The sequence below is a fragment of the Nocardiopsis gilva YIM 90087 genome (assembly GCF_002263495.1).
Classification (GTDB): Bacteria; Actinomycetota; Actinomycetes; order Streptosporangiales; family Streptosporangiaceae; genus Nocardiopsis_C; species Nocardiopsis_C gilva.
Map to the genome: position 1 here is coordinate 4,831,863 of NZ_CP022753.1, position 21,296 is coordinate 4,853,158.

General features: G+C 64.6%; 21 protein-coding genes. 9 read left to right on the forward strand and 12 right to left on the reverse strand.

The window, feature by feature from the left end; all coding sequences use genetic code 11:
* Positions 1 to 199: 199 nt before the first annotated feature.
* Entirely contained in the window at positions 200 to 664 is a 465-nt protein-coding gene (locus CDO52_RS21585) for a hypothetical protein (RefSeq protein WP_157745662.1), read from the reverse strand.
* Between the two features lie 883 nt (positions 665 to 1,547).
* Here CDO52_RS21585 and CDO52_RS21590 point away from each other — a divergent pair.
* Positions 1,548 to 2,195, forward strand: coding sequence for a hypothetical protein (locus CDO52_RS21590; RefSeq protein WP_017619811.1), 648 nt, complete (start codon positions 1,548 to 1,550; stop codon positions 2,193 to 2,195).
* Positions 2,196 to 2,539: 344 nt separating this feature from the next.
* Here CDO52_RS21590 and sbnB read toward each other — a convergent pair whose 3' ends face one another.
* From sbnB to CDO52_RS21615, 5 genes are all read right to left on the reverse strand, one after another.
* Positions 2,540 to 3,574 (reverse strand): 2,3-diaminopropionate biosynthesis protein SbnB, encoded by a 1,035-nt coding sequence (gene sbnB / locus CDO52_RS21595; protein WP_017619812.1) that lies wholly within the window; start codon positions 3,572 to 3,574, stop codon positions 2,540 to 2,542.
* Positions 3,575 to 3,588: 14 nt separating this feature from the next.
* Positions 3,589 to 4,041, reverse strand: a complete 453-nt coding sequence (locus tag CDO52_RS21600; RefSeq protein WP_017619813.1) for a DUF2000 domain-containing protein — start codon at positions 4,039 to 4,041, stop codon at positions 3,589 to 3,591.
* Positions 4,042 to 4,070: 29 nt separating this feature from the next.
* Positions 4,071 to 5,810: a hypothetical protein gene (locus CDO52_RS21605; RefSeq protein WP_152471714.1), complete on the reverse strand. Its 1,740-nt coding sequence runs from the start codon at positions 5,808 to 5,810 to the stop codon at positions 4,071 to 4,073.
* A 155-nt stretch (positions 5,811 to 5,965) separates the two neighbouring features.
* On the reverse strand, positions 5,966 to 6,979 hold the full coding sequence (locus CDO52_RS21610; RefSeq protein WP_017619815.1) for a pyridoxal-phosphate dependent enzyme: 1,014 nt from the start codon (positions 6,977 to 6,979) through the stop codon (positions 5,966 to 5,968).
* 126 nt (positions 6,980 to 7,105) lie between these two features.
* Complete coding sequence (locus tag CDO52_RS21615) at positions 7,106 to 7,774, reverse strand: class I SAM-dependent methyltransferase (RefSeq protein WP_198345770.1); 669 nt, start codon at positions 7,772 to 7,774, stop codon at positions 7,106 to 7,108.
* A 95-nt stretch (positions 7,775 to 7,869) separates the two neighbouring features.
* On the opposite strand from CDO52_RS21615, the gene CDO52_RS21620 reads away from it, so the two are divergent.
* From CDO52_RS21620 to CDO52_RS21650, 7 genes are all read left to right on the forward strand, one after another.
* Complete coding sequence (locus CDO52_RS21620; protein WP_157745664.1) at positions 7,870 to 8,628, forward strand: AzlC family ABC transporter permease; 759 nt, start codon at positions 7,870 to 7,872, stop codon at positions 8,626 to 8,628.
* Entirely contained in the window at positions 8,625 to 8,930 is a 306-nt protein-coding gene (locus CDO52_RS21625) for an AzlD domain-containing protein (protein ID WP_094932648.1), read from the forward strand. The genes CDO52_RS21620 and CDO52_RS21625 overlap by 4 nt, the downstream gene beginning before the upstream one ends.
* 8 nt (positions 8,931 to 8,938) lie before the next feature.
* Complete coding sequence (locus CDO52_RS21630) at positions 8,939 to 10,408, forward strand: FAD/NAD(P)-binding protein (protein WP_017619820.1); 1,470 nt, start codon at positions 8,939 to 8,941, stop codon at positions 10,406 to 10,408.
* Positions 10,402 to 11,685: an ATP-grasp domain-containing protein gene (locus CDO52_RS27775; RefSeq protein ID WP_017619821.1), complete on the forward strand. Its 1,284-nt coding sequence runs from the start codon at positions 10,402 to 10,404 to the stop codon at positions 11,683 to 11,685. Before CDO52_RS21630 ends, CDO52_RS27775 begins: the two co-directional genes overlap by 7 nt.
* A gap of 21 nt (positions 11,686 to 11,706) precedes the next feature.
* Positions 11,707 to 12,666 carry a DMT family transporter gene (locus tag CDO52_RS21640; protein WP_094932649.1) on the forward strand — a complete coding sequence of 320 codons (960 nt, stop codon included), beginning with the start codon at positions 11,707 to 11,709 and terminating at the stop codon, positions 12,664 to 12,666.
* Positions 12,667 to 12,857: 191 nt separating this feature from the next.
* Positions 12,858 to 13,331: a MarR family winged helix-turn-helix transcriptional regulator gene (locus CDO52_RS21645; protein WP_017619823.1), complete on the forward strand. Its 474-nt coding sequence runs from the start codon at positions 12,858 to 12,860 to the stop codon at positions 13,329 to 13,331.
* Positions 13,306 to 15,771: a PEP/pyruvate-binding domain-containing protein gene (locus tag CDO52_RS21650; protein WP_017619824.1), complete on the forward strand. Its 2,466-nt coding sequence runs from the start codon at positions 13,306 to 13,308 to the stop codon at positions 15,769 to 15,771. Before CDO52_RS21645 ends, CDO52_RS21650 begins: the two co-directional genes overlap by 26 nt.
* A gap of 82 nt (positions 15,772 to 15,853) precedes the next feature.
* Here CDO52_RS21650 and CDO52_RS21655 read toward each other — a convergent pair whose 3' ends face one another.
* Entirely contained in the window at positions 15,854 to 16,243 is a 390-nt protein-coding gene (locus CDO52_RS21655; protein WP_017619825.1) for an MmcQ/YjbR family DNA-binding protein, read from the reverse strand.
* 164 nt (positions 16,244 to 16,407) lie between these two features.
* On the opposite strand from CDO52_RS21655, the gene CDO52_RS21660 reads away from it, so the two are divergent.
* Positions 16,408 to 16,836 carry a protein-tyrosine phosphatase family protein gene (locus CDO52_RS21660; RefSeq protein ID WP_083919948.1) on the forward strand — a complete coding sequence of 143 codons (429 nt, stop codon included), beginning with the start codon at positions 16,408 to 16,410 and terminating at the stop codon, positions 16,834 to 16,836.
* Positions 16,837 to 17,092: 256 nt separating this feature from the next.
* Here the strand turns inward: CDO52_RS21660 and CDO52_RS27780 are convergent, their stop codons facing one another.
* From CDO52_RS27780 to CDO52_RS21675, 5 genes are all read right to left on the reverse strand, one after another.
* The gene (locus tag CDO52_RS27780) at positions 17,093 to 17,773 is read right to left on the reverse strand and encodes a hypothetical protein (protein WP_152471717.1); all 681 of its coding nucleotides are present in this window, start codon (positions 17,771 to 17,773) and stop codon (positions 17,093 to 17,095) included.
* A 308-nt stretch (positions 17,774 to 18,081) separates the two neighbouring features.
* On the reverse strand, positions 18,082 to 18,459 hold the full coding sequence (locus CDO52_RS27785) for a hypothetical protein (protein WP_152471718.1): 378 nt from the start codon (positions 18,457 to 18,459) through the stop codon (positions 18,082 to 18,084).
* A 24-nt stretch (positions 18,460 to 18,483) separates the two neighbouring features.
* Positions 18,484 to 20,253, reverse strand: coding sequence for a Hint domain-containing protein (locus CDO52_RS21665; RefSeq protein WP_152471719.1), 1,770 nt, complete (start codon positions 20,251 to 20,253; stop codon positions 18,484 to 18,486).
* Positions 20,254 to 20,388: 135 nt separating this feature from the next.
* Complete coding sequence (locus CDO52_RS21670) at positions 20,389 to 20,745, reverse strand: hypothetical protein (protein ID WP_026126000.1); 357 nt, start codon at positions 20,743 to 20,745, stop codon at positions 20,389 to 20,391.
* 141 nt (positions 20,746 to 20,886) lie between these two features.
* Positions 20,887 to 21,276, reverse strand: coding sequence for a hypothetical protein (locus tag CDO52_RS21675; RefSeq protein ID WP_017619829.1), 390 nt, complete (start codon positions 21,274 to 21,276; stop codon positions 20,887 to 20,889).
* Positions 21,277 to 21,296: the final 20 nt, after the last annotated feature.

Consider the following 21,296-nt stretch of genomic DNA (forward strand, 5'->3'; position numbering starts at 1 on the left):
AAGTCCTGTCGCCACCAGCGAGAGGCCCCCTCCCCTTCACCCGCCTCGTACGTTCTGTACGGAGAGTCCGTCTCTTCGCCGTCCTACAGGAACGACGTCAGGTCTGCTAAGTCAGTGGTCTCTCCTGAGCATCAAGCCACAGGCAGTAGGACGAGGGACACCCGAGCGAGATGACGGGCCCGAACCATGAACGCCTCTCTCATCGCCGATTGATCTCGTAGGTGCGCAGGTAGACATCAGCGGTCTCGTCGTCCGAGTAGAGAACGAGCCCTTCGGTCTGCGTTCCGGACTCCTGGTCGATTCCGGTGCACTCGCGGGTCTCCTCCCCCGCTTTCGCCGCGACATCGGCATCGATACCGAAACGCTGCTGTTCCTCGGTTGACGTCCCCTCCAGGTGAGGCAACCAGCCCTTTACCTGGCGGCAGACTTCCTCAGCTTCGTCCGGCGACCCGGAAAAGTGCACCTTGTACTCAACGTTTCCGTCGTCGTCACGCTCTGCGGTAATGTCCGGCTCATCCACGCCGTCAGGAAGCTGAACACTCGAGTACTCCTCAAACGCACCAAGAGAGGTGTCGATATCAGCCGGATCTCCCTGGCGTAAGGCGTTGGATCCAGCCGAACATCCGGCGGCGAGAAGCGACAGCGCCAGTGCCTCAGTGACCATGCCCCCATGGCTATGTCGCCCCCATCGTCCTGTTTCTTCCTTGGTGGTCTTTTCGGATCGGCCGTGCATCATGAACTCTTGAGCAATCCCGGCACGGTGCATCTCCGCGGGCGTCCCATCCGAGACGTTGAAGGATCCGATGTTGCTGCTTTTCCCGCCATCCCAGTTGTAGTTGAGGTTGTACTACCAACCACCGATCGCATAGAACCAGTTCCGGCTCACCGAAGCCCTGTTCGTTTAGTGCCGCATCACCTGGAGGATCCGGCTTGTCCTCGGGGTCTTGGTGGAGCCCCGGTCGGTCTCGCGTTCGTCCGCCGCGTTTCGTCCTGTCTCGCGCCAGCCGTGGTCGAGATCATCATTGTCCTCGACTCCAGCAGAACGTAGTTGGCCGCTGACACGACGCCCTGGCCCGATCCTTGAGCGCCCACGCTGACGGTCTCGAAGGGGACGACCATACTCGCCATTCTCGCTGGCCTGGTCACCCGAGGCCCCGGAATCAGCAGTCCCGACTCCGGGTTTCACTGTGGACAGCAGCCCGCTGCTGTATATCGCCGCAAGCACCGCGACACACAGCACCACTACAGCGATCGTGGCAAGTTCACGCGTGTACCAATGGCTGATGTTCAAATTTCGGCTGAGGAACACGGGTGTGGCGGCCGAACACCGACACCCTGCCCAGACCTGAGATAGCCTCTCCACCCGACGAATGGCAGCTCCCTTCCCACATACCTGCCCGACCCCCGAAGGCCTGGTGAGCATGACCATGACGAGACGAGCGATTGCGACACTGGCGGTTTCCCTCCCACTCCTGGCCGGCGGGTGCGTGAGCCCTCCCGAGAATGAGCAGTCGGTTGGAAACGGGCAGGACGGAGGCGATCCGGAGATGGAGGCCACCGGTCGCGGTGAGCGAGGTGGTCCTACAGATGTCGAAGTCGACGGTGAGCCGATCCTGGAGATCGGTGGGGTCAAGACCGAGGCGACGGCCAGCGACACAATAGAGCTGTTCACCCGCCCCGCCGATTCCGACCAGGATGGACCCCTGGGAGACGCCAGCCCCGACTGGACCTCGCGGCTACGCATCACCTTCACGTCGGCTGAACGCGACGGTGTCGACATCACCTTTCACGGAACCGCGGCGTATCTCCATGACGAAGGTGCCTACGTCATCCACAGCATGGACTTCAGCGTGCTGCTGCCGGAAGAACAGGCTGACGCAAGCGGAGACGGGACGGCCAACCCCGGTTTCCGAACCTTTACTGCGGGGGCTGCGGAGCCGCTGGTCACGCTGACCCAGGACAAGCCCGAGCAGGAGTTCGACGTGACGATCGCTGGTGTCCCGGAAGAGGACGAGGCCATGCGCCTCCCCGATGGCCTACCGAGCCGCTACGTCCAGTACGAGACCCCGGAGACGCTCTGGGGACACAAGTTGGACCCTCCCGACGACTTCACTCCTGGGCGGCTTTGCTACGGCGAGGGGGATACTTGGCACGATGTCGAGCTGTTCGAGTTCACGGACATCCCGTGTGGTTGAGGGGAATCCACCACGCCTGCGAAGCTCCCGCGATAGTTCCCTACTGTGCCGAAAGCTATGACAGAGGCTGCAGCACCGTGGGTCGCCTCGGTCGGGCTTCTTGCTCCGACCAACCGCACGGAACACCCCTTCACCCTGCGCTCCCCCACTTCTTCCGGCGCCGAATAGACGAGCGACAGTCGCCCATGCACTCCGCGGTCCTCCAGGCTCTGTCCCTCGCGATACCGGCGAGGGACTCGTCCCCGCCCAGGGCCAAGACGAACAGCAAGGGGTGTTGTCTGCCCCGCGGCGACATGGGCCTGGCTGGCGGACGTTCGTGCCTGGAAACATCCGAACAGGACGGTCTACGCTGATGTGGTTTCCCGAGCGGGTGACCATCTCTGGGTCTCGGCGAAGAAGTCGTTGATCGGCACCGTCTCTTCAGCGTTCCGTGCGAGGTGGTAGACGTGCATTCCGACGGCGAGGTCGAGGACCCCCAGGCCGAACGGTGAGAAAACCACAGGCTTGTCATCTCCGATGTGGGCTCTCCCCTTGATGACATCGGCGAGAGTTCCGGTGATGAATCCGCGGTGTCCGTACTTCTGCTCTGCCAGGTGCGGGGAGGTGCCCGCGGTCAGGCAGTGCTCAATGTCGTCCAGAATGTTGTAAGACTCGCGCACGACTTCCGGCCCGATATCGCGCAGCGAAATATTGAGCACGACCTGCCCGGCGGAAAAGTCATCCGGCTCAGTGATATAGGGGGTACCTGCCGTAGTGGCCAGGATGACTACGTCGGCTCCGGAGACGGCTTCCTGCCTCCGAAGCGCTGTATGGGCCGAGTATCCGAGCTGCTGTTGTGTGTAGTCGGCGAGCGCCTGGCTGTACTGGGGGTTCTGGTCGTGGATGGCGAAGGAATCGACGTGCCACTGCTGGGCGGCGAAGAACTCGAGGATATTGCGTGCGATGATGCCGCTGCCGATCACGGCGACCGTTCCCGCCCGGCGTCCGCCGGTCAGGCGTTCGGCGGCGAGGGCCGCTGAGGCCGCTGTGCGGGCCGCGCTGATCTGCGAGGCCTCCAGGCAGGCGAACGGGTATCCGGTGGTGTAGTCGTTGAGCAGCAGCACCGCTGAGGCGCGTGGAATTCCCGACTCGATGTTCCCCGGGAAACTGCCGATCCATTTGATTCCGGCGACGTCGTTCTCGCCGCCGAGGTAGGCGGGCAGCGCGATGATGCGGCTGTCCGGCTTGTCCGGGAACTTCAGGAAATAGCTGTTTGGGTTGACGGACTCACCCCTGTCATGGGCCAGGTAGGTGTCCTCGACTGTTTTCACGAGTTCCGATCGGCTACCGGAAATAATCGAACGGGCGGTCTGCCCGGTGATGACATGGAAGGGGAACATGAGAGATGGCCTCCTTACCGCCACAGGGAGAACTTCTTGGTCAGCGGATCGATGATCTCTTTCTTTCCGAACGCCGCGACGCCGTAGTAGTCCAGTTCTTCCTCGGGAGTCTGGGCCATGCGGTCCAGCTGTTCGCGGTAGGTGTCACCGGTCATATCGGAAGTGAAGTCGGTGAAGCACACGTCGGCGGCGATGAAGTCATTGCGCAGGCGGCGCAGCCATGCGGGGCGGCCCTGCAGGACGGCCAGCGACAGCCCGGAGAGCGGGCTGTGGCTGCCGCCGTCGGAGTCGGCGAAGTCGAGGAAGGACATGTGCGCGAGCTGATCGTCGCCGCTGCGTGCGGCTTGCGCCACCAGCCCCAGAGCGAGGTGGCTGGCTGCGTTGAGCGCGACCCCCGAATCCAGCTTGGCCTTCAGGGCCACGACGAACTTGTAGTCGGTGAAGACCGCAGGTTCAGATGAATTCATGATGCACTCCTTTTCTGGTTTCTGGACTTCTACTGCGTGCCCGGGTACCACATGACCGAGCTGACGGTGGCGGGATTGAGCCGGTAACCCGGACGTCCCTGGAGCACGTCATCCTGGCCGATCGCATCGCCCATGACGTCCGTGCAGGCGATACGGAACCGTCGAATCGCCTGCACCAGCGAGGCCGTGGAGCGTCCGGTGCTCTGCGCGAGCTCGCCGGCCCGCAGGAAGGCGGGCTCTTCACCGCGTTCCCTGCTGCGGTCGAGCTCGGACGCGAGAGCTGAGAGGATCGCGCGCAGTGCGGGCGGGCATTGGGAGTAGACACGGAAACCGTCGACGAACAGTTCGTTTCCGTGCAGGGCAATCTCGACGCGGTTGACGGTGTCCCGCTGCAGCTGCCACGCGCTGAGTAGCTCCAGCATCGAAGCGAAGTCCGGCACCGGATACTTGGCGCGTTCGGCCAGGTAGGTCATTGCGGCGGTCATCGGAGAGTCCGTGTCGGTACTGTTCAACGCGTCGATCAGTGCCGAGACGAGCCTCGGAGCACGTTTCCGGAGCCCGTGGACGTGTGGAGCGCACCATTCCGCAGCGCTGTCCCGTCCGTGCAGTGCCCAGGTGAGCAGCGTGGTGTCTAGGCGCAGGACATCGAGCTCCGCGGACAGTCCGGCGTTGCGCAGTCGCTCCTGGACCTCGTGGAAGGCGGAAGAGAGGGCTACCGGGTCCACTTTGCGCCGATACATCAGCAGCAGGTGCCGCCACATCGCATCGACCGGAAGATACACGTTGGCGTCATTTCGTTCGCCGAGTGCGACATGCCCGACCCGGGCGAGAATATCCGGATACGAGGAGTCCAGGAACGTCCGCCAACCGTTGGAGAAACGGTCAAGCGCGCCTTCCAAGTGGCTACGCGACTGCCAGCGGACCGCGCTCAGGAGTGATTCGCTCACCCCGACGTAGCGCCACAGCAGCCCCGCGTCCTCGTCCCGGAGCACGGGGTCGCGGAGGACGGCCTGCTCGACGAAGGTCTGATAGCGGCCGGAGTGGACGTCGCCGAGATGAAAAGCGACGCGTCCCGTCTCCGACGCCGAAGCCGTGCGTTCACGGAGCACGGTCTCCACGTAGGAGCGCTGCTCTTCTGCGGCCGTGGTGGCTCGATCTGGCAGACCGAGCATGATGTCGACCATAACCAGGTCGGAGTACAACCACGCCGTATCAGCGTAGTAGTCATAGGCCCGATAGCGCTGCAGAGAACGTTCCAGGAATTCATGGGCGGACTTTCCGCCCCCCTCTTTGGCCGCGGCGAGCCCGCGGAGCCACAACACGTAGGACGTGTCCTGGAATTCCGTGAGGCTGATTTCTGGCGACATCGTCCGGGCCAGCTGCCAGAAGGCGGTCGGGAAAACCGTCTCGGCGTAGTCCGGCCATCCCTGGCTGGCATGGTCGCACACCTCGATCACGGTCGCCACGGACTGCTCCGCGACTGCGTCGCGGAGCAGTCCTATCGCCTCGGTCACTCGTGGAAGGATACGTCCGATATAGAGGATCGAATCGCTGGTGAAACGTTCGCATAGGCTGGTGAGATCAGGCCGATTATCCGGTTCGCGGAATATATCTGAGCCGAGCTCGCAGAGCAGGACCAACATGGCGAGCTCGTGTTCGCTGACCTTGTTGACCAAAACACCAGGGTTCGTCCTGGCCGTGCTGATCGCTTCTTCTGCGAGCTCCGGTCCGAAGTCTCCGAAGAAGAGGTGTTCCAGCCGTCCTGTCATTTATTTACGCCGCCTTGCTTCTAGTTACCCAACAATGCTTATACAACCCCCGAGCGCATGGTTAACTGCTACTTCTGAGTTGATGCTGTGTATTATATTGCCAGAACGGCCTGAGACGCGTTCTCGCCGTTCCCCCGTGCATCGGTCCCGTGACACTAGCCACTCGCGCGGACGGGAAGCCAATGATTGCTGAGTGCCTCCTCCGAGCATCCGGCGGAGCGCAACCACGCCGTGTTGTAGATGGTGCTCGCATATTTCTCCCCAAGATCGGGGCACAGGCAGCAGACGTCCCGAGCATCCGGGGTGTCGGCCAGATACCGGAGGCACGCGGCCAGCACAGCACCTGACGAGGCACCCAGGTAAAGTCCGTGCTCCTCGAGCATGGCCCGGCACGAGGCGGCCATTTCGGCCAACGTGACCGAGCGGAAATCATCGATCATCCAGTCGTCGAGGAATGTGGAGCGCCGACTGGCACCGATTCCACTCACTCTGCGTGGCGCTGCCGTTCCACGATACGCAATCGATCCATCGATATCTACCGCGACGACAGCGGTGGAGGGGCTGGCCTGCTTCATGTCGGCGCTGACTCCGGCCAGTGTGCCGCCGGTGGAAATCGCCAGAAATACCGCGTCGAGGTCGAGGGCGCCCCGCTCCCTCATCTCGGGTCCGGTGGTCATCTCGTGAATGCGGGGATTGGCGGGATTGTTGTACTGGTCGGTCCATACGCGTCGTGGGTCGCTGTCGAGTAGTTGGCGGACACGGCCCAAACGGCTGAGCAGGTAGCCGCCATTATTGTCTCGCTCGTGCACCATTTCGACGCGCGCGCCGAGTTCACGTAGTCGGCGCAGTGCCCCGTCGGTGATCAGGGGGTCGACCACCGTCGTAACGCGGACGCCGAGATATTTGCCGAGCAGGGCGAGCGCGATTCCCAGGTTTCCCGACGTGGATTCGACGATCTCGGTGTCCGGCTCCAGGCGCCCACGCTGGGCGAGGTCGCGTACCAGCCCGTAGGCGGTACGTGCCTTGATGGAACCCCCGATGTTGTGTCCGTCCAGCTTGAGCCGAAGCGTGCGCGGAATGTCGTTGATGGTGATGTCCAGGCGGGTGGTCGGTGTGTCGCTCACCAACCGACCGAAGCCGTCGACACGGTCCAGTGTCGTGGCGGTCACATCCTTGCCTTTCGTCTCGCGTAGGAGCGTTCGTGTCGGCGCCACATGCGGTGGAGGAGGTGCCGGCCGTCCCCGATGGCACGGCGTCGTGTGGCGTGGCCACGCGCTGTCCGCATCCGCACCGCCTCAGCGCGGTGTGGCCAGGACGATCCAGTTGTCGTGCCGGTGCGGATACGGCCGGAAGTCGCCGTGCGGCGGGTCGTCCCAGCTCCGTCGGTACAGCGAGGTGATCTCCCACTCGGAGAACAGCTCGCGGACGCTGTCCTCGTCGTAGTAGCGGAACAGCGTGTCCTTGTAGGCGAACGTGTGCGGTGCGATTTCTTCGCCTTCGCCATACGTGCCGTCCTCGGGGGTGAACGCGTTGACGACGAGTGTCCCTCCGGGGCGCAGAATCCTGCGGGCCTCACGGACCAGACTGCTCGGATCCTGGATCTGTCCGAACACGTCGAAGCAGGTCACGGCGTCCACCGAGTTATCGATCAGGCCGATATCCGTGGCATCGGCCCGCAGCAGGAACGCCGGCTGCGCGGTCGTCCGTGCGTGCGCCAGACCGGTCGGGGCGATGTCCACACCCATGCAGCTGAACCCGGCGGCCACGAGTGCGGCGAGATTGCGGCCATCCCCGCATCCGAGGTCGACGACCGAACGCGCACCCGCTGAGCGCAGCAGTTCGATCGCGTCATCGATGACCGGAATAGCCGCCTCCTGCCACAGCGGCTGCTCGGTGTCCTGGTGCTGGTAGGCGAGCTCCCAGCCGTACTGCAGCTCGCCGAAGTCGACGTTTGTCGTCATCATCTCTCCTTTCGATGCCTTGCGTATGTCATGTTATTGGTCTCTAATGACATGTCAATGTCATTGACCAAGTTTCGGCGTACTTCGAAGGAGGGGGTGTGATCTCCGTGGTGGAGGAGTCAGACACGTCTCGGGGCCCAGGCCGCACGGTGGTACGCGACGCGTCCGCCCTTGCCCTGGCCGTGGCCGCCTACGGCGTTTCGTACGGGACACTGGCGACGAGCTCGGGGCTGGGCATCTGGCAGACGCAGGCCCTGTCGCTCCTGATGTACAGCGGTGCGTCGCAGTTCGGACTGGTGGGCGTGCTCAGTGCCGGCGGCTCCGGCGGAACCGCCGGGGTGACCGCGGTGCTGCTCGGCAGTCGGAACCTCTTCTACAGCTTCGGCCTGGCCACGTCGCTGCGCGGCGCGGGCAGACGATGGCTGTTGCCAGCCGCCCACCTGGTCAGCGACGAGAGCGCGGCGATGGCCATGGCCCAAGCCCCCGGAGCCCACCGCCGATTCGCCTTCTGGACAACGGGGCTACTCGTATTCGGCTCGTGGAACCTCGGGACCCTGCTCGGAAGCGTAGCGGGATCGCTGCTCGTCGATCCCGAGGCACTCGGCCTCGACGTGGCGGCCGCCACTGCCTTCCTCGCCCTGGTCGCGCCCCGCCTGCGCGAGGCCGGTAACGCCGTACTCGCTCTGGCCAGCGCCGTGTGCGCCGTTGTGCTCATCCCGGTGCTGCCCTCGGGCCTTCCCGTGGTGGTCACCGCGCTCATCGTGCTGACCGTCGCCGGGCTGCTACCCCGCAGGCTCCCCGACGCCTCGGAACAGCAGTCCGCTCCGCCCACGAAAGAACAGGAGCACAGCCGATGAGCTGGACAGCCCTGCTCAGCGCCTGCGCTGCATGCTTGGCGCTGAAGATGGCCGGCTTCTTCCTCCCCCAGGCCTGGATGCAGCACGCGCGGGTCCGCTGGCTCACCGAAGCCGTTCCGATCGTCCTGCTCAGTGCACTGATCGCCACTCAGGTGTTCGCCACCGACCAGCGGATCGGTGTCGACGAGCGCGTCGTCGGGTTGGCGGCCGCCGGTGTGGCTCTGTGGCTGCGGGCGCCGTTCCTCGTCGTGCTGGTCACCGGCGCGGCTGTGACCGCGCTCGTACGGGCCGCGGTCGGATAGGGGGCGTCGTGTTCGATCTCGCCATCATCGGCGGTGGTGCGGCCGGCGCGTCCCTGCTGGTGCACCTGCTCAATGCGGCCGACGACGCGGAACCACGGATACGGTCGGTGGCCGTTGTCGATCCGGGAGAGCCGGGGCGCGGCCTCGCGTTCGCGCGACCGGAGCCGTATGTGCTGTGCAACACCAGCGTGGCGGTCAATACCGTCAACCCGACCGATCCGGCCCACTTCGAGCGCTGGCTGCGAAGTCACCCGGACCGATGTCACCAGTGGGGTTGGACCTGCACGGATGTGCACCCCTCCGCGTTTGTCCCGCGCGGGCTGTACTCCGATTACCTGGCCGATCAGCTGCACGCAGCGCTGCGGCGCGGGCGGCAGCGCGGAATCGGTGTGGACCACATCCGGGCATGCGCGACCTCGATCCATACCGAGGACTCCGGGACGGTCATCCACACGCCGCGGGGCCGCACGATCAGGGCCCGCCGAGCCGTGGTCTGCTCCGGCCTGGGCACATCCTCGGCCACCGCACACCGGGAAGCCGCCGCTGACGGCCTCCTGCGAGCGGTATACGACATCCCGTCCTATCGCGAGTTCGTCCCCGCCACCGGCACCGTGGTCGTGCTGGGAACGCGCCAAAGCGCGGTGGATGCCGCGTTACTGGTCGCCGGGACCCAGCCGGACGTCCGCATCGCGATGATGTCACCCTCCGGACGGTTCCCCGCCGCACGCACCTCGATGGTGGAAGTACCCGGCGAATGGTTCACCACGGACCACCTGCTCGCCGCCGGGTCCGCCGCACCCGGCGAACTCGTCCGCCGCTGGGCGATGCTGCTGCGCGCCGAGGGGGCTCCCCACGCCGCGGTCGAGCGAGCTCCACGGCACGCCGACCTGGACGGCGTCGATCTGCTCGCCGACGACCTGGCCCGGACCACGGCCGGTCGGCAGGCGTGGGAGATCGTCGTCCCGAACGCACTGACCGTGGCCAACGAGGTGTGGCCGACCATGGCGCCCGCTCAGCGAGCCGCGATCAGGCAGGCCTTCACCGGACTGCTGCGCCGCTACGCGGCCGCGCTCCCCGCCCGCAACGCCGAACGGATCTGCCACCTGGCCGAGGAGGGGCGGCTCTGGGTCACGCGCGGGCCGCGGCGCTGGCGGAGGACACGGCGCCATCTGGAGTTCGAGGACGCCGAGGGCCGGGTCATCCGAGCGGACCGCGCGGTCGACGCCACCGGGCTCACCGCCTTCGGCCGCGTGCGCGGCCTCGCGGTGGAGGGACGGAGCCTACAGGCGGCCGCTGCGGCCGTGGACCCGGTCTCGCTCGAGGCCGCACCCGGAATCCATCTGCTGGGACCTCCACTCGGCGACACATTCGCCGTGAACAACTACGCGAACGCCACCCACCGGCAAGCCGCCCGGCTGGCCGAACACCTCACGGCCGGCAACGACGCGAACCGCTACCGAGGAGCACAGGCATGGTGAAGACCGTCGCCCTGGTCGACGGATACTCGACCGCACGGCACCTCCCAGAGGAGTTCCACCGCTACGGCGTGGACGTCGTCCACGTTCCCAGTTCCCCGGAGATACCGGAGATCCTGCGGCCGTCGTTCCGGCCGGACAGCTACGACGCCGAACTCCCGTACGCCCCCGCCGACGAAACCGCGGCCCGGCTCGCCGCCTACGAGGACGTGCGGGTCATCGCCGGAGCCGAATCCGGCGTGCGGTTCGCCGACCGCCTCTGCGAGCTGCTCGGGCAGGAGTGGAACGTCAGCGTGCTGTCCGACACCCGCCGGGACAAGTTCGAGATGATCCGCGCCCTCCAACAGGCTGGCCTGCCCACTGCCGAGCAGATCAAGTCCGGCAGTCCGGAGGAGATCGTGGCGTGGTCCAGGACCCAGCGGGACTGGCCCATTGTGGTCAAGCCTCCGCACTCCTCCAGCTCGGAGGACGTCTACTTCTGCCACAACGCCGCCGATATACAAGCCGCGGTCACCCGGATCGTCGGCAAGGTGAACTTCCTCGGGCTGCGCAATGACACCGCCGTGGCCCAGTCGTTCCTCGAAGGGCCGATCTATGTGGTGAACACCGTCAGCCTGGACGGTCGGCACCTCACCACCGACGCATGGTGCTTCGAGTTCGTCCCCGGTACGCACGAGCGGAGGGGCGGCAGCGGAATCACCTTCACGGACCATTACCTGATCACGCCGGACAGCGATGTGCTGGAACCGCTGATCGAGTACAACGAGCGAGCTCTCGACGCCGTAGGTATCCGCAACGGCCCAGCACACAACGAACTTAAGGTCACCCGGGACGGGCCGAGGCTTGTGGAGACCAACGCCCGGCTGATGGGGGCCACGATCGAGAGCGGACCTTTCCGGAAGGTGCTCGGGGACACGCAGCCCGAGCTCACGGCGATGGCTATGTGCGACCCGGACGGCTTTCGCGATCGCCTCAGGCGGCCGTACCGACCGACCCGCCACCTCAAGATCATGTGGGTCCATTTCCCGGCGGACGGCGTCATCACCGATGACGCAGGCTGTCGGCGCCTCGAACGCTTGCCCTCCTTCGCGGGCTATTTCGGTGCTCCCCGCGTCGGCGACGCCGTGCGCCCCTCCACCGACACCACTGGCCGGGGAGGCTTCGTGTACCTGCTGCACAGCGATGCCGATGTGGTCGAGGCGGACGCCGCCCGTGTCGGCGAGTGGATCGACGGGTGCGCGCTGTTCGACGTGCGACCGGAATCCGCGGCCGTTCTTTGACATCCGGGAAAGGACGAATCCGTGATCAACGGACACAACCATCATGCCCGCGGGGTGGCGGCGCTCGCCGGAGCGTCGGCGTTCATCGCGACCAGCAACGTGGTCTTCGGCGCAGTCGTGCAGACCGTACCGCCGTTCGTACTGGCGCTGCTCACGTTCACCGTCGCCGCGGCGATCTTCGGGGTCGCCAACCGTGGCCCGCAACCGTCGATGAACGGCCCGGCATGGCGGGCCGTCGTCGGTCTGAACCTCGCCTCGGCCGGGGTGTTCGTTCTGCTCTACACCGGCTTGGAGTACCTGGAGCCCGCGCTGGCCAGCGCGTTGCAAACGGGGGCGTCGCCGGTCTTCGGGCTCCTGCTGGCCGGGCTGCTCGGCCGCCACTGGAGCCGGAGCCGGCGGGAGTGGGTCAGTGCCGCGACCATCATCGTCGGCAGCGTGCTTCTGGGGTGGGTCTCGGCGACCGGCAACTCCGGCTTCCAGGCGCCGGACCGATTCGGCAGCCTGCTGGGCCTCCTGGCCGTGCTGGGCTCGGGACTGTGCATGGCGTTGCTGACGTGGTTCGCGCGACGGCTGGTCGACCTCGGTTGGTCCAACCGCAACATCCTCGCGCACCGCAATTACGCCACCATCGTCGGCTGCGGGTTGCTGAGCCTCACTGTTCCCGTCGACTGGAGTGCTGTCGGGGAGCAGGCCTGGCTGATCGTCGCGTTCGGTGCCATCGGCCTGGCGCTTCCGCTCGGGCTGCTCCAGGTGGGGGTACGGCACGCGGCCCCCTTCGTCGTGCTGGCGATGACCAACTGCAACCCGGTCCTGACCTACCTCATCCAGTTGTTCGATCCCCGGGTGTCGCCGTCGCCCTACACCCTGGCCGGCATTGCCATTGTCTTCATCGGCGTCATCGCCGCGATCACGCCGTCTGGCGGCAATCGGGACTCCGCTCCCGAGGCCCCTGCGGTGGACACACCGGAATCCGCGCGGTAGCGGATAGTGCCCCGAAGCACCGCCTCACCGACAGGTGTCTCCCTGGGGTCCACGCGAGGTCCCGTCCTCGTGCCACAGCTACGCGCCTTGCCACGCAAGCGGTCTTCCCTACCGCCGCCGCTGAGGTCTGGACCACAGCTCCCCCCGAGGAGTAGCTTGGCTGCTAGTAGGCAAAAGATGCGGGGCAGCATATGGATGATCGCGAGCGCCTGGTCGCCCTGGTCCGTTCGATGCAGCGGGACAGCATGCCAAGCCTGCTGCGCGTGCAGGAAGACGACGACCTGTCGCTCATCCACATCGCGCTACTGCAGGTGCTGGACCGACAACGCGAATTGCTCGACCGGGACACGGACCCGACCGTGAAGGATCTGGCCGCGCTCATCGGCCGTTCGGATTCGCGGACGAGTCGATTAGTGGACCGGATGGTGCGCCGCGGCCTGGTCGAGCGCTACGAGGACGACGCCGACCGCCGCGCCAGGCGGGTGCGGCTCTCCGACGGCGGGGCCGCCGCCCTACACCGGATCAGCGTCGCGCGCACCGAAGCCCAGATGGCGCTGTGGGGCCATATGACCCGAGACGAGCAGAAAGCCGTACTCCATTCCATGGAAATCTTCGCCAAGGCCGCAAGGAGGCTCCGCGATGAACAACGTGACCAGCCTGACTGAGATCGACGCCAGCGTGATCGCGCTGGTGGGCGGTAAGGCCACCGGACTCGGTGAGATGGTCGCGATGGGCGAACGCGTGCCCCCGGGCTTCTGCCTGACGACCGCGGCCTACACCTCGGGAGAGCTCCCGGAAGCCGAGATCGTCGACGCCTACGAACGAATGGGCGGCGGGCGCGTGGCGGTGCGGTCCAGTGCCACCGCCGAGGACCTCCCCGATGCCAGCTTCGCCGGCCAGCAGGACACCGTTCTCAACGTCGAGGGCACTGCCGAGCTGATCGCTGCGGTGCGTCGATGCTGGGACTCGCTGTACTCGGAGCGCGCCGTCGCCTACCGCGAGGCCAACGGCATCCCGCACGAGAGCGTGCACATGGCGGTCGTCGTCCAGCGCATGGTCAACGCCCGCGAGGCCGGAGTCCTGTTCACCGCCAATCCGCTCACGGGAAGCCGCTCCGAAATGGTCGTCGACGCCGCCCCCGGCCTGGGGACCGCGGTGGTCGACGGCACTGTCGACGCCGACCACTATGTCCTGAGCCGCACGGGGCCGATCGGCCAAGAGAATGGCTGCCTGGGCCCCGCCCAGCTCGACGAACTCCGCGAAGCCGGGGAGCGCCTCCAGGAGCACTTTGGTTCGCCGCAGGACGTGGAGTTCGCGTTCGACGGCGACGGCACCCTCTGGCTGCTGCAGTCGCGCGCCGTCACCACACTCTTTCCACTACCTGACCCCACCGATCAACCACAGCCCCGCCTGTACCTAGAGGTCGGCAATATCCAGGGCATGCTCCGCCCATTCACCCGTATGGGCGTGTCGGCGATGATGGTGATGCTGGCGCAGTGGTGTCGCCACTACGGCATCAAGATCGATCCGTATAGCAGCTCCTCACCTGTGGTCGTCATCGGCGGACGGCTCTACATGGACCTGACCGACTTCATGCACAGCAAGCTGACCCGAGACGATCTGCCCGAGGTCGTGGCGATATACGGTGCACGGGTTCGGTCGGCAATCGAGCAGATGCTCAACGATCCGCGCTTCGCCCCGCGCCGACGGCTGCCCTTCTCACCGAGCAGCGCGCTCAAGGTGACACTGCGGCTCGCGTCTCCCATGGTCGTCGGCATGACGCACGCCATCGCCCGCCCGCAGGTGGCGCGCGCCCAAGCGTTCCGCGGCGTCGAAGAGGTCAGGCGCGCGAGCCGGGGACCCGCGGAACCGGCCACCGCCGCCGAGCGGCTGCGCTTCGTCACGGAGACGTCAGCCGGCATGATCCTCAGCCCGGGGTTGTTGAAGACCTTTGGGCCCACGATGGCCGGGATTCTCCTGTCGGTGGTGCCCTCGACGCTGCTCAAGGGCATCGCCGCCGAAGGAGAGGTGGAGACCACCCTGGGCGGGATGCCGCACAACGTCACCACGGAGATGGACCTGGCCCTGTGGCGGCTGGCCGAGAACGCGACGGAGCACCGCGAGCTGCTCCTGACCACCCCACCCGAGGAACTCGCGGCCAGGTACCGCGAGGGCACACTGCCCGACATCGGGCTGGCCGCGTTCCTGGAGGTATACGGTCACCGCGCCGCAGGCGAAGTCGACATCGGTGTCCCGCGTTGGGGAGAGGACCCCTCGCCGCTGTTCGCGACGATCGCGAACTACCTGCGGCTCGACGACCCCGAGCAGGCCCCTGAACGCCGATTCGAGCGGGCGGCGGCGAAGGCCGAGGCCATGATCGAGGAGCTGTCCCGGCGGGCACGGCGTCGGCGCCCCGTACGCGGCCGCATCGCCTCCGTCCTCATGCGCCGCTCACGCGAGCTCACCGGCCTGCGCGAGCTCATCAAGTTCACCTGGCTGATCCCGTACTACGAGATGCGCAAGCAGCTGCTGCTGGTCGGGGAGGATCTCGTCGCGCGCGGCCAGCTCGAGCGCCCCGACGACATCATGTTCCTGGATCTGCGTGAGGCGCACGCCGCTGTGCACGAGGGAGCCGACCACCGGAAACTGGTCGAGGAGCGCCGGGCGGTTCATGAACGTGAACTGCGGCGTCCCAGCGTCCCGGCCGCCATGCTGTCCGACGGCACCGACGTCGAGTCCAACGCGCCGCCTTCGCCGGTCGAGGAAGGGGCACTGGTCGGGCTGGGCGCGGCACCCGGCATGGCGACCGGCAGGGCACGGGTGATCCGCGACCCGGCCGGGGCCCACATCGAGCCGGGGGAGATCCTCGTGGCCCCGACCACCGACCCCGGCTGGACCCCGCTCTTCATGACGGCCGGCGGCCTGGTGACCGAGACCGGCTCACCCATCGCCCACGGCCCGACGGTGGCACGTGAGTACGGCATCCCGGCGGTCATCTGCGTCCGTGACGCCACCAGGCAGATCGAGACCGGTCAGCTGATCACGATCGACGGAGCGACCGGCACCGTGATCACAGAAGGGGAAACAGTGGAGGCGCGAGTGTGAGGCGGTGGGGCCAGGGGGATGGCCCAGTCTGGCACTGCGCATGATCCGGCTGACCCGGCCGCTGCGCGGCGCGGCGGCCGGGTCAGTGCGTTTCGCCTAGGTACTCCTCCGCCAGTCGCTTGGGTGCCTGGTCGAGCCATGCCTCGACCAGTAGTTCCTCCAGCTCGGGCACGGGTATGCGGTCCAGCTGCACGAGGATGATCGGGTACCCGTCGAAGTGCGGTGTCGTGAAGTACACATCGGGGTCTGTCGCCACGAGCGATTCCTTGACTCCGGCGTCCGGCACGCGCACCGCCAGGACAGCTCCCTCGGGGGCGGCGTCCCCCAATGCCGCGATATCGGCCTTCCTCAGGGGTCGTTCCCAAGTGAATTTCTTGCCCTTGACCGTCCACGCGGGGGACCCGTAGGAGGTTCCCTCGGTCGTTTCCGGTAGCCCAAGCGCGATGCGCGCCACGTCCTCCCACGTCGCCATGGGCAGCAGCGTAGCCGGTTCGTCAGGCGCGGTCGTGGCAGCGTGCCGCGAGTAGGGCCGGGACGCCGTCCATGAACCCGGCATCGTCGATCGCCTGATGATCGGCGCGTGAACAACCCTGGTCGTGCCCACCTCACAGGCTGAGGGAGGAATACACTCTCGCCGTGACGACACACTGGGAGCCCACTGCGGCAGGGGTGCTCCGTCTGCCCTCGGGGCGGCTCATCCGAGGTCGCGGGCTGCGTCGCCCCCTTCCGACGGGCCCAACGCCCACGTTCGCGCTGTATCTCCTGGGCCATGAGCCGCCGCCGGTCGCCTGGGAAAGCCAGTGGCTGAAGTGGCCCGACTTCTGGCTTCCCTCCGACTGCGCGGTGACCGCTGACGCACTGCGTGAAGCATGGGCGCGCGCCGCGACGGAACGTGTCGAGATCGCTTGTAATGGCGGATACGGACGAACCGGCACCGCTCTGGCCTGCCTCGCTGTCCTGGACGGAGTACAAAACCAGGAGGCTGTCGCCTACATCAGAGAGCACTACTCCCCACGAGCCGTTGAGATGCCCTGGCAACGCCGCTTCGTCGTCCGCTTTCGGTAGCTGACCATCCTGCAGTTTTCAGGGAAGGACAGCGAGTGCCGCCATCGACTTCATCCTGTACGGCGACGGATCGAAGCAGCGCCGCGGCTCTAATGAAGTGCTCGACATCGACTTCGACGAACCTGTACCTGACGGGGCGGCCCTCTCGGAGACCCGCAGAGCATGGCTTGACGTCACCAGGACATATACGGGGAGCCCCTGATGTCCGAGGCATCCAGACACGGCAGCTGCAGTCGCCGCTCAGCCCTAGACGTCGTCAAGCACGTTGCACGCCTTGCGCCTCTCGGAGATCTTCGGTCGACCACTGATTTGCTAATACGACGAATCGCGCAAGTCCTGCACTTAGGTTCGCCGCCCCCTCAACAGCGGCGTCTCGGACTCTTTGGACAGTTTCACCAGGATCTGCCACTTCGCGACTGGTCAACATATCGATGTCGCGACGAATACTATCCTTCTCAGTCCTAATAAACGGATTTCCGGGATCCGAATATTCAGTGAACACCTCAGGCGCAATCTCTCGTGTAACATTCTGAGAAATGGCATCTATGACGTCCAGGCACATGCAGACTCCAAAGATTGCCGCCTCTCGTGAATCACCCAACCTCAGATAATAGAGTGAATTATACATTGCTTGTATAACTTCAATTTTCCAGTAGACAGGTGTGTAGAGGTCGAAGTCATCATCCTCATCATCCTCGCCATCGCAATACGGCCATATTTTCAATATTTCTAAATGTAATTCCCTCTCTCGATCGACATCGCCCCCAGGTACCGAACAGCGCCATATTGCATTAACTGCCGCCGCATACACTTTCCTCTCTTCTTCTCCAGCGAACACGTCATGAAGAGCAGAAATTTGAGTTAGACTGCTAGCCAACAGCGCTAGCTGTTTCCATTCTGGCATCTCGACAACAACGGGAGAAATCTCATCCTTCATGCAACCCACGACCGATCTCACTGCCACCAAAAATACGGAACCCGCCGTCGCGCCTGCGCACGACCTGATTCGCGACCCCAGCGACGCGGCGGGCGAAGGAAACCAGGGGCTCGCCGTTATAGCCCTGGTCTGCCCAAAGCAGCTGCGGGGCTCCCGCCGGGCTTGGGGGGCGGGTATGAGTGCGGCGATCAGCTCCCATTCGGTGTCGGACAGGTCGGTGGGGCGGGGAAACATTCGGCCACGGATGCCTCCGAACGTAGGGTGTTCCCTACCAGTCTGCGACGCCGTAACCCTTTTCCATACGTCCTCTAGTTACGTTCGGGTGATACGCAAATTCGTCCCGGATCCGGGAGGCTCTCCGGGGGTTCATCTGTATACCAGGCGTACTCGAGGGCACTGAGCCGACCGTTCTCCGTCCATAGAAGCAGTTCACCAACGAGTTCGCCTTCGTCGCTGGCGACCGTCGCCGTCAGCGGAAGCGGGCCCTCCGCAATCTCGGCACGTGAGCGTAGGACATCGACGCTCAAATCGATACTCGGCGATTTCGATCCCCATGCCCGAGTGACCACGGCGCTGTCGATCTGATCGCGCAGCTCCTGAGCCCAGGAAGCTGGAACAGACAGGAGCGCCGTGATGACATCCCGCTCCAGCTTGGACAGGGGGCGGGGAAAGTCGGAGTCAGCCATGGTTCTCCGCTCTCTTAGTAGCAATCATCGGCCAGGGAACTTGCTTGCGATGTAGGCAGTACCCAGCCTGGGCACCCCATTCACCATGGCACCACGGATGGTAACCGTCTCGCCGTCGATCACACGATTGACCTGGAATCGCCCAGCTTCCGGCAGATCGGCCTCTTCCCCTAGGCTATTGATAATCCGGCGGAGCGCTTGCTCGCGACCGCCCGAGTTCCGAACAATGTCCTCGAAGCCGTGCTTCGGCGGGTCGATGACGTGTTCCAGCTTGGCTGGCGTGTTCGACTTTTCGAATGCCTCATCCAAGGCCTGCTGGGTGAGGCAGCTACCGTCATTGTGGACCAGCAAGCGTTTCGTGCCACCGACCACATAGTACGTGTGGATACCGGCGACGCTAAGGTTGTGAACCTGCTGATCGGCCACGGTGTGCTGTGTGACTGCCACGACCTGCACCCAGATTCCGGCCGAGGTGCGTAGCCAGGTACCTGGTTCCAGGTCAATGGCATCGACCCACTTGGCCAGCTTCGGGGCCCAGAAAGGGTGGCTTGCAGTGGCGGTGACGGTTCCGCTGCCACCATCCTCGTCGTCGACCGTGATGTCGACGAGGACCTTGGTACCCTCCCCATCGATTAGGGCGGTGACAGGTCGAGGGCCCTCCTCACCCGTCAAGGGGTCGAATGCCCAGACCTCATCCCCGACGGCAATGTCCTCAATGGGGGAAAGAGACCCGTCGCCAAGCAGGACAGGAGTTCCGGGCGCAAAGCTGTTAGTGCGGCAGCTGCCCCCATTTTCACCCTTCTCTTCGTCATCGCTCTGTTTATCATCTTCGTCTCTCGTACCGCCCTCGCCCTGCTTATCTTCGTCCTCGTCTCGCTTTCCACGGTCGGGCTTGGAATCCCCGCCAGCGAGTTCGTGGGTCGAGGTCTCGGTCGATTCTCGACCGTCACCGCTCTTGTCTTTACTAGCAGCTTCAGCAAGCTCGTCGAGACGCTCCTTCTTTTTGTTCCATCCCCAAATCGGGATAAGACCTTCAGCGTTCTCTACAATGCCCATCCCAGCGGCCCCGGCCTTGTCGCCGTTCCGCCACTTCTCCTGGGCCTCATCACTGAAGAAGAAGTCTCTCGCCAGGCCAACGGGATCATTCTCAGCTCGATCTCGAACGTCCTCCGCCGTTTGCTCGAGCTCATCCTTTTTATCCTTGGCCCACTTTTCAGGATCGTCAATCAGATCCTCAACGCTCTCCTTGGCATCCTTGATATCCTCGATGCCATCATTGACAGCGTTCTCAGCCGCTTTTCCTGCGCCGCGAAGTGCGCGGTCTCCCTTGTCGAGCAGATCATCGAGGAGCCCACCCGAACCGGTCGACGGCGCGGCTTTAGTCCCGCCTCCCTGACCGCTCTCCTTGTCGGCCGCCTCATCCTTGGAGTCCGATCCTTCTGATGCGCCACGGTCGTCGCTATCGTCGGCCTCATCCTCGTCATGGCCTGCGCCAGGCGGGGACGACGAATCAGGGGCACCGTCAGTAGCAGAGTCCGGCCCCGATCCCCCATCGGAACCATTACCTTCGCTGCCGCTGTCGGATGAGCCGCTCCCGCCTCCATTGGGCGAGGAGCCTCCGTCAGCTCCCGGATCTCCGAAAAGACCCTCGGTAGCCGACTGAACTCCCGAAGCAACGGTTCCGACAATTCCACTGCTCATCAACGCAGCAAGAATCGCCACGACCAGAACGACGACGACACCATACTCAACGGCCGAAGCACCACGTTGTGGATCGTGTATCCGTCTCAGCACTCGATTACCTCGGGGGATTAGTATTGGGAGATCTTAAGGCAGGGGGACGAAGAGTCGGACCAGAAAGTACGCGGCCTAACGCCGTGGTCAGATCACAGTTCGTGACCGAAAAAGATGTTCCGCGCTACACAGGTATCAAGAATGCAGAAAGTAGGCACGAGACGAAGGCCTCATGACCAAAATCAGAATGAGAACGGGAAGCAGCAGCTGTGTGACAGTACTGTCTCCGGCCAGCGTCAGCAGGATATAGATCGTGAAGAGAGATGCCACAGCCACGATCCCCCCGAAAACCAGACGACCCTTCTTCCTGATCCACAATCCGAGCAACAGAAAGACGACCCCCGGAATAGTCTGGAACAATGCATAACCGAAGGCGAAGGCATCGGCACCCAGCGCGAAGAATACCCCTACCGCAGCAACAAGATTAAGTCCAGCAAGGACGAAGAGTAGGATCCTGATCCACTTCACAGATCTTGGGAGTTCCTGAGACACCGCGTCTCCCTTGGTTTGGAGGGTCACCACGATACAACTTACCCCACCACCCGAGCGGCTGCGGAAGCAAAGGCAGCGGGTGGCAGATGCACCAGCTCTAGCGGCGCTGGAGAGCAGCCGATCTCACAGCTGTCTTTCGTTTCATGTCTGCTGAAAGATCCTTATGCCCAGTGCCCAGCCGCTCAGTGCTCCAGCAACGGTGGCCAGCTCGCGCATTGACCAGTAGAGCAGATTGGGATCAGAGCTGAGGAACAACTGAACCGTCTCCAACATAAGGACCAGCACTGGAATCCCGAGCACTGCGATCAGGCGGAGCAGGGGGAGCTGGTTGGGTACCCGCTTGTAGAGCCAGGACGCTACGAGGGTGATGAGGAGGAAGAGCAGGAACTTGGTCGGCATCACCCAGGAGAGGGTTCCCCACACAGACTGCAATGTCTCCAAGCTGGCGAACGAGATCATGATCCGGCGTCCCGCTATCGCGCCGACCACCCACAGCACCAGGGCCGCGGCCCAAGGCCGTACGAGGTCCATATTGTCTCCCGTTCGTCTAC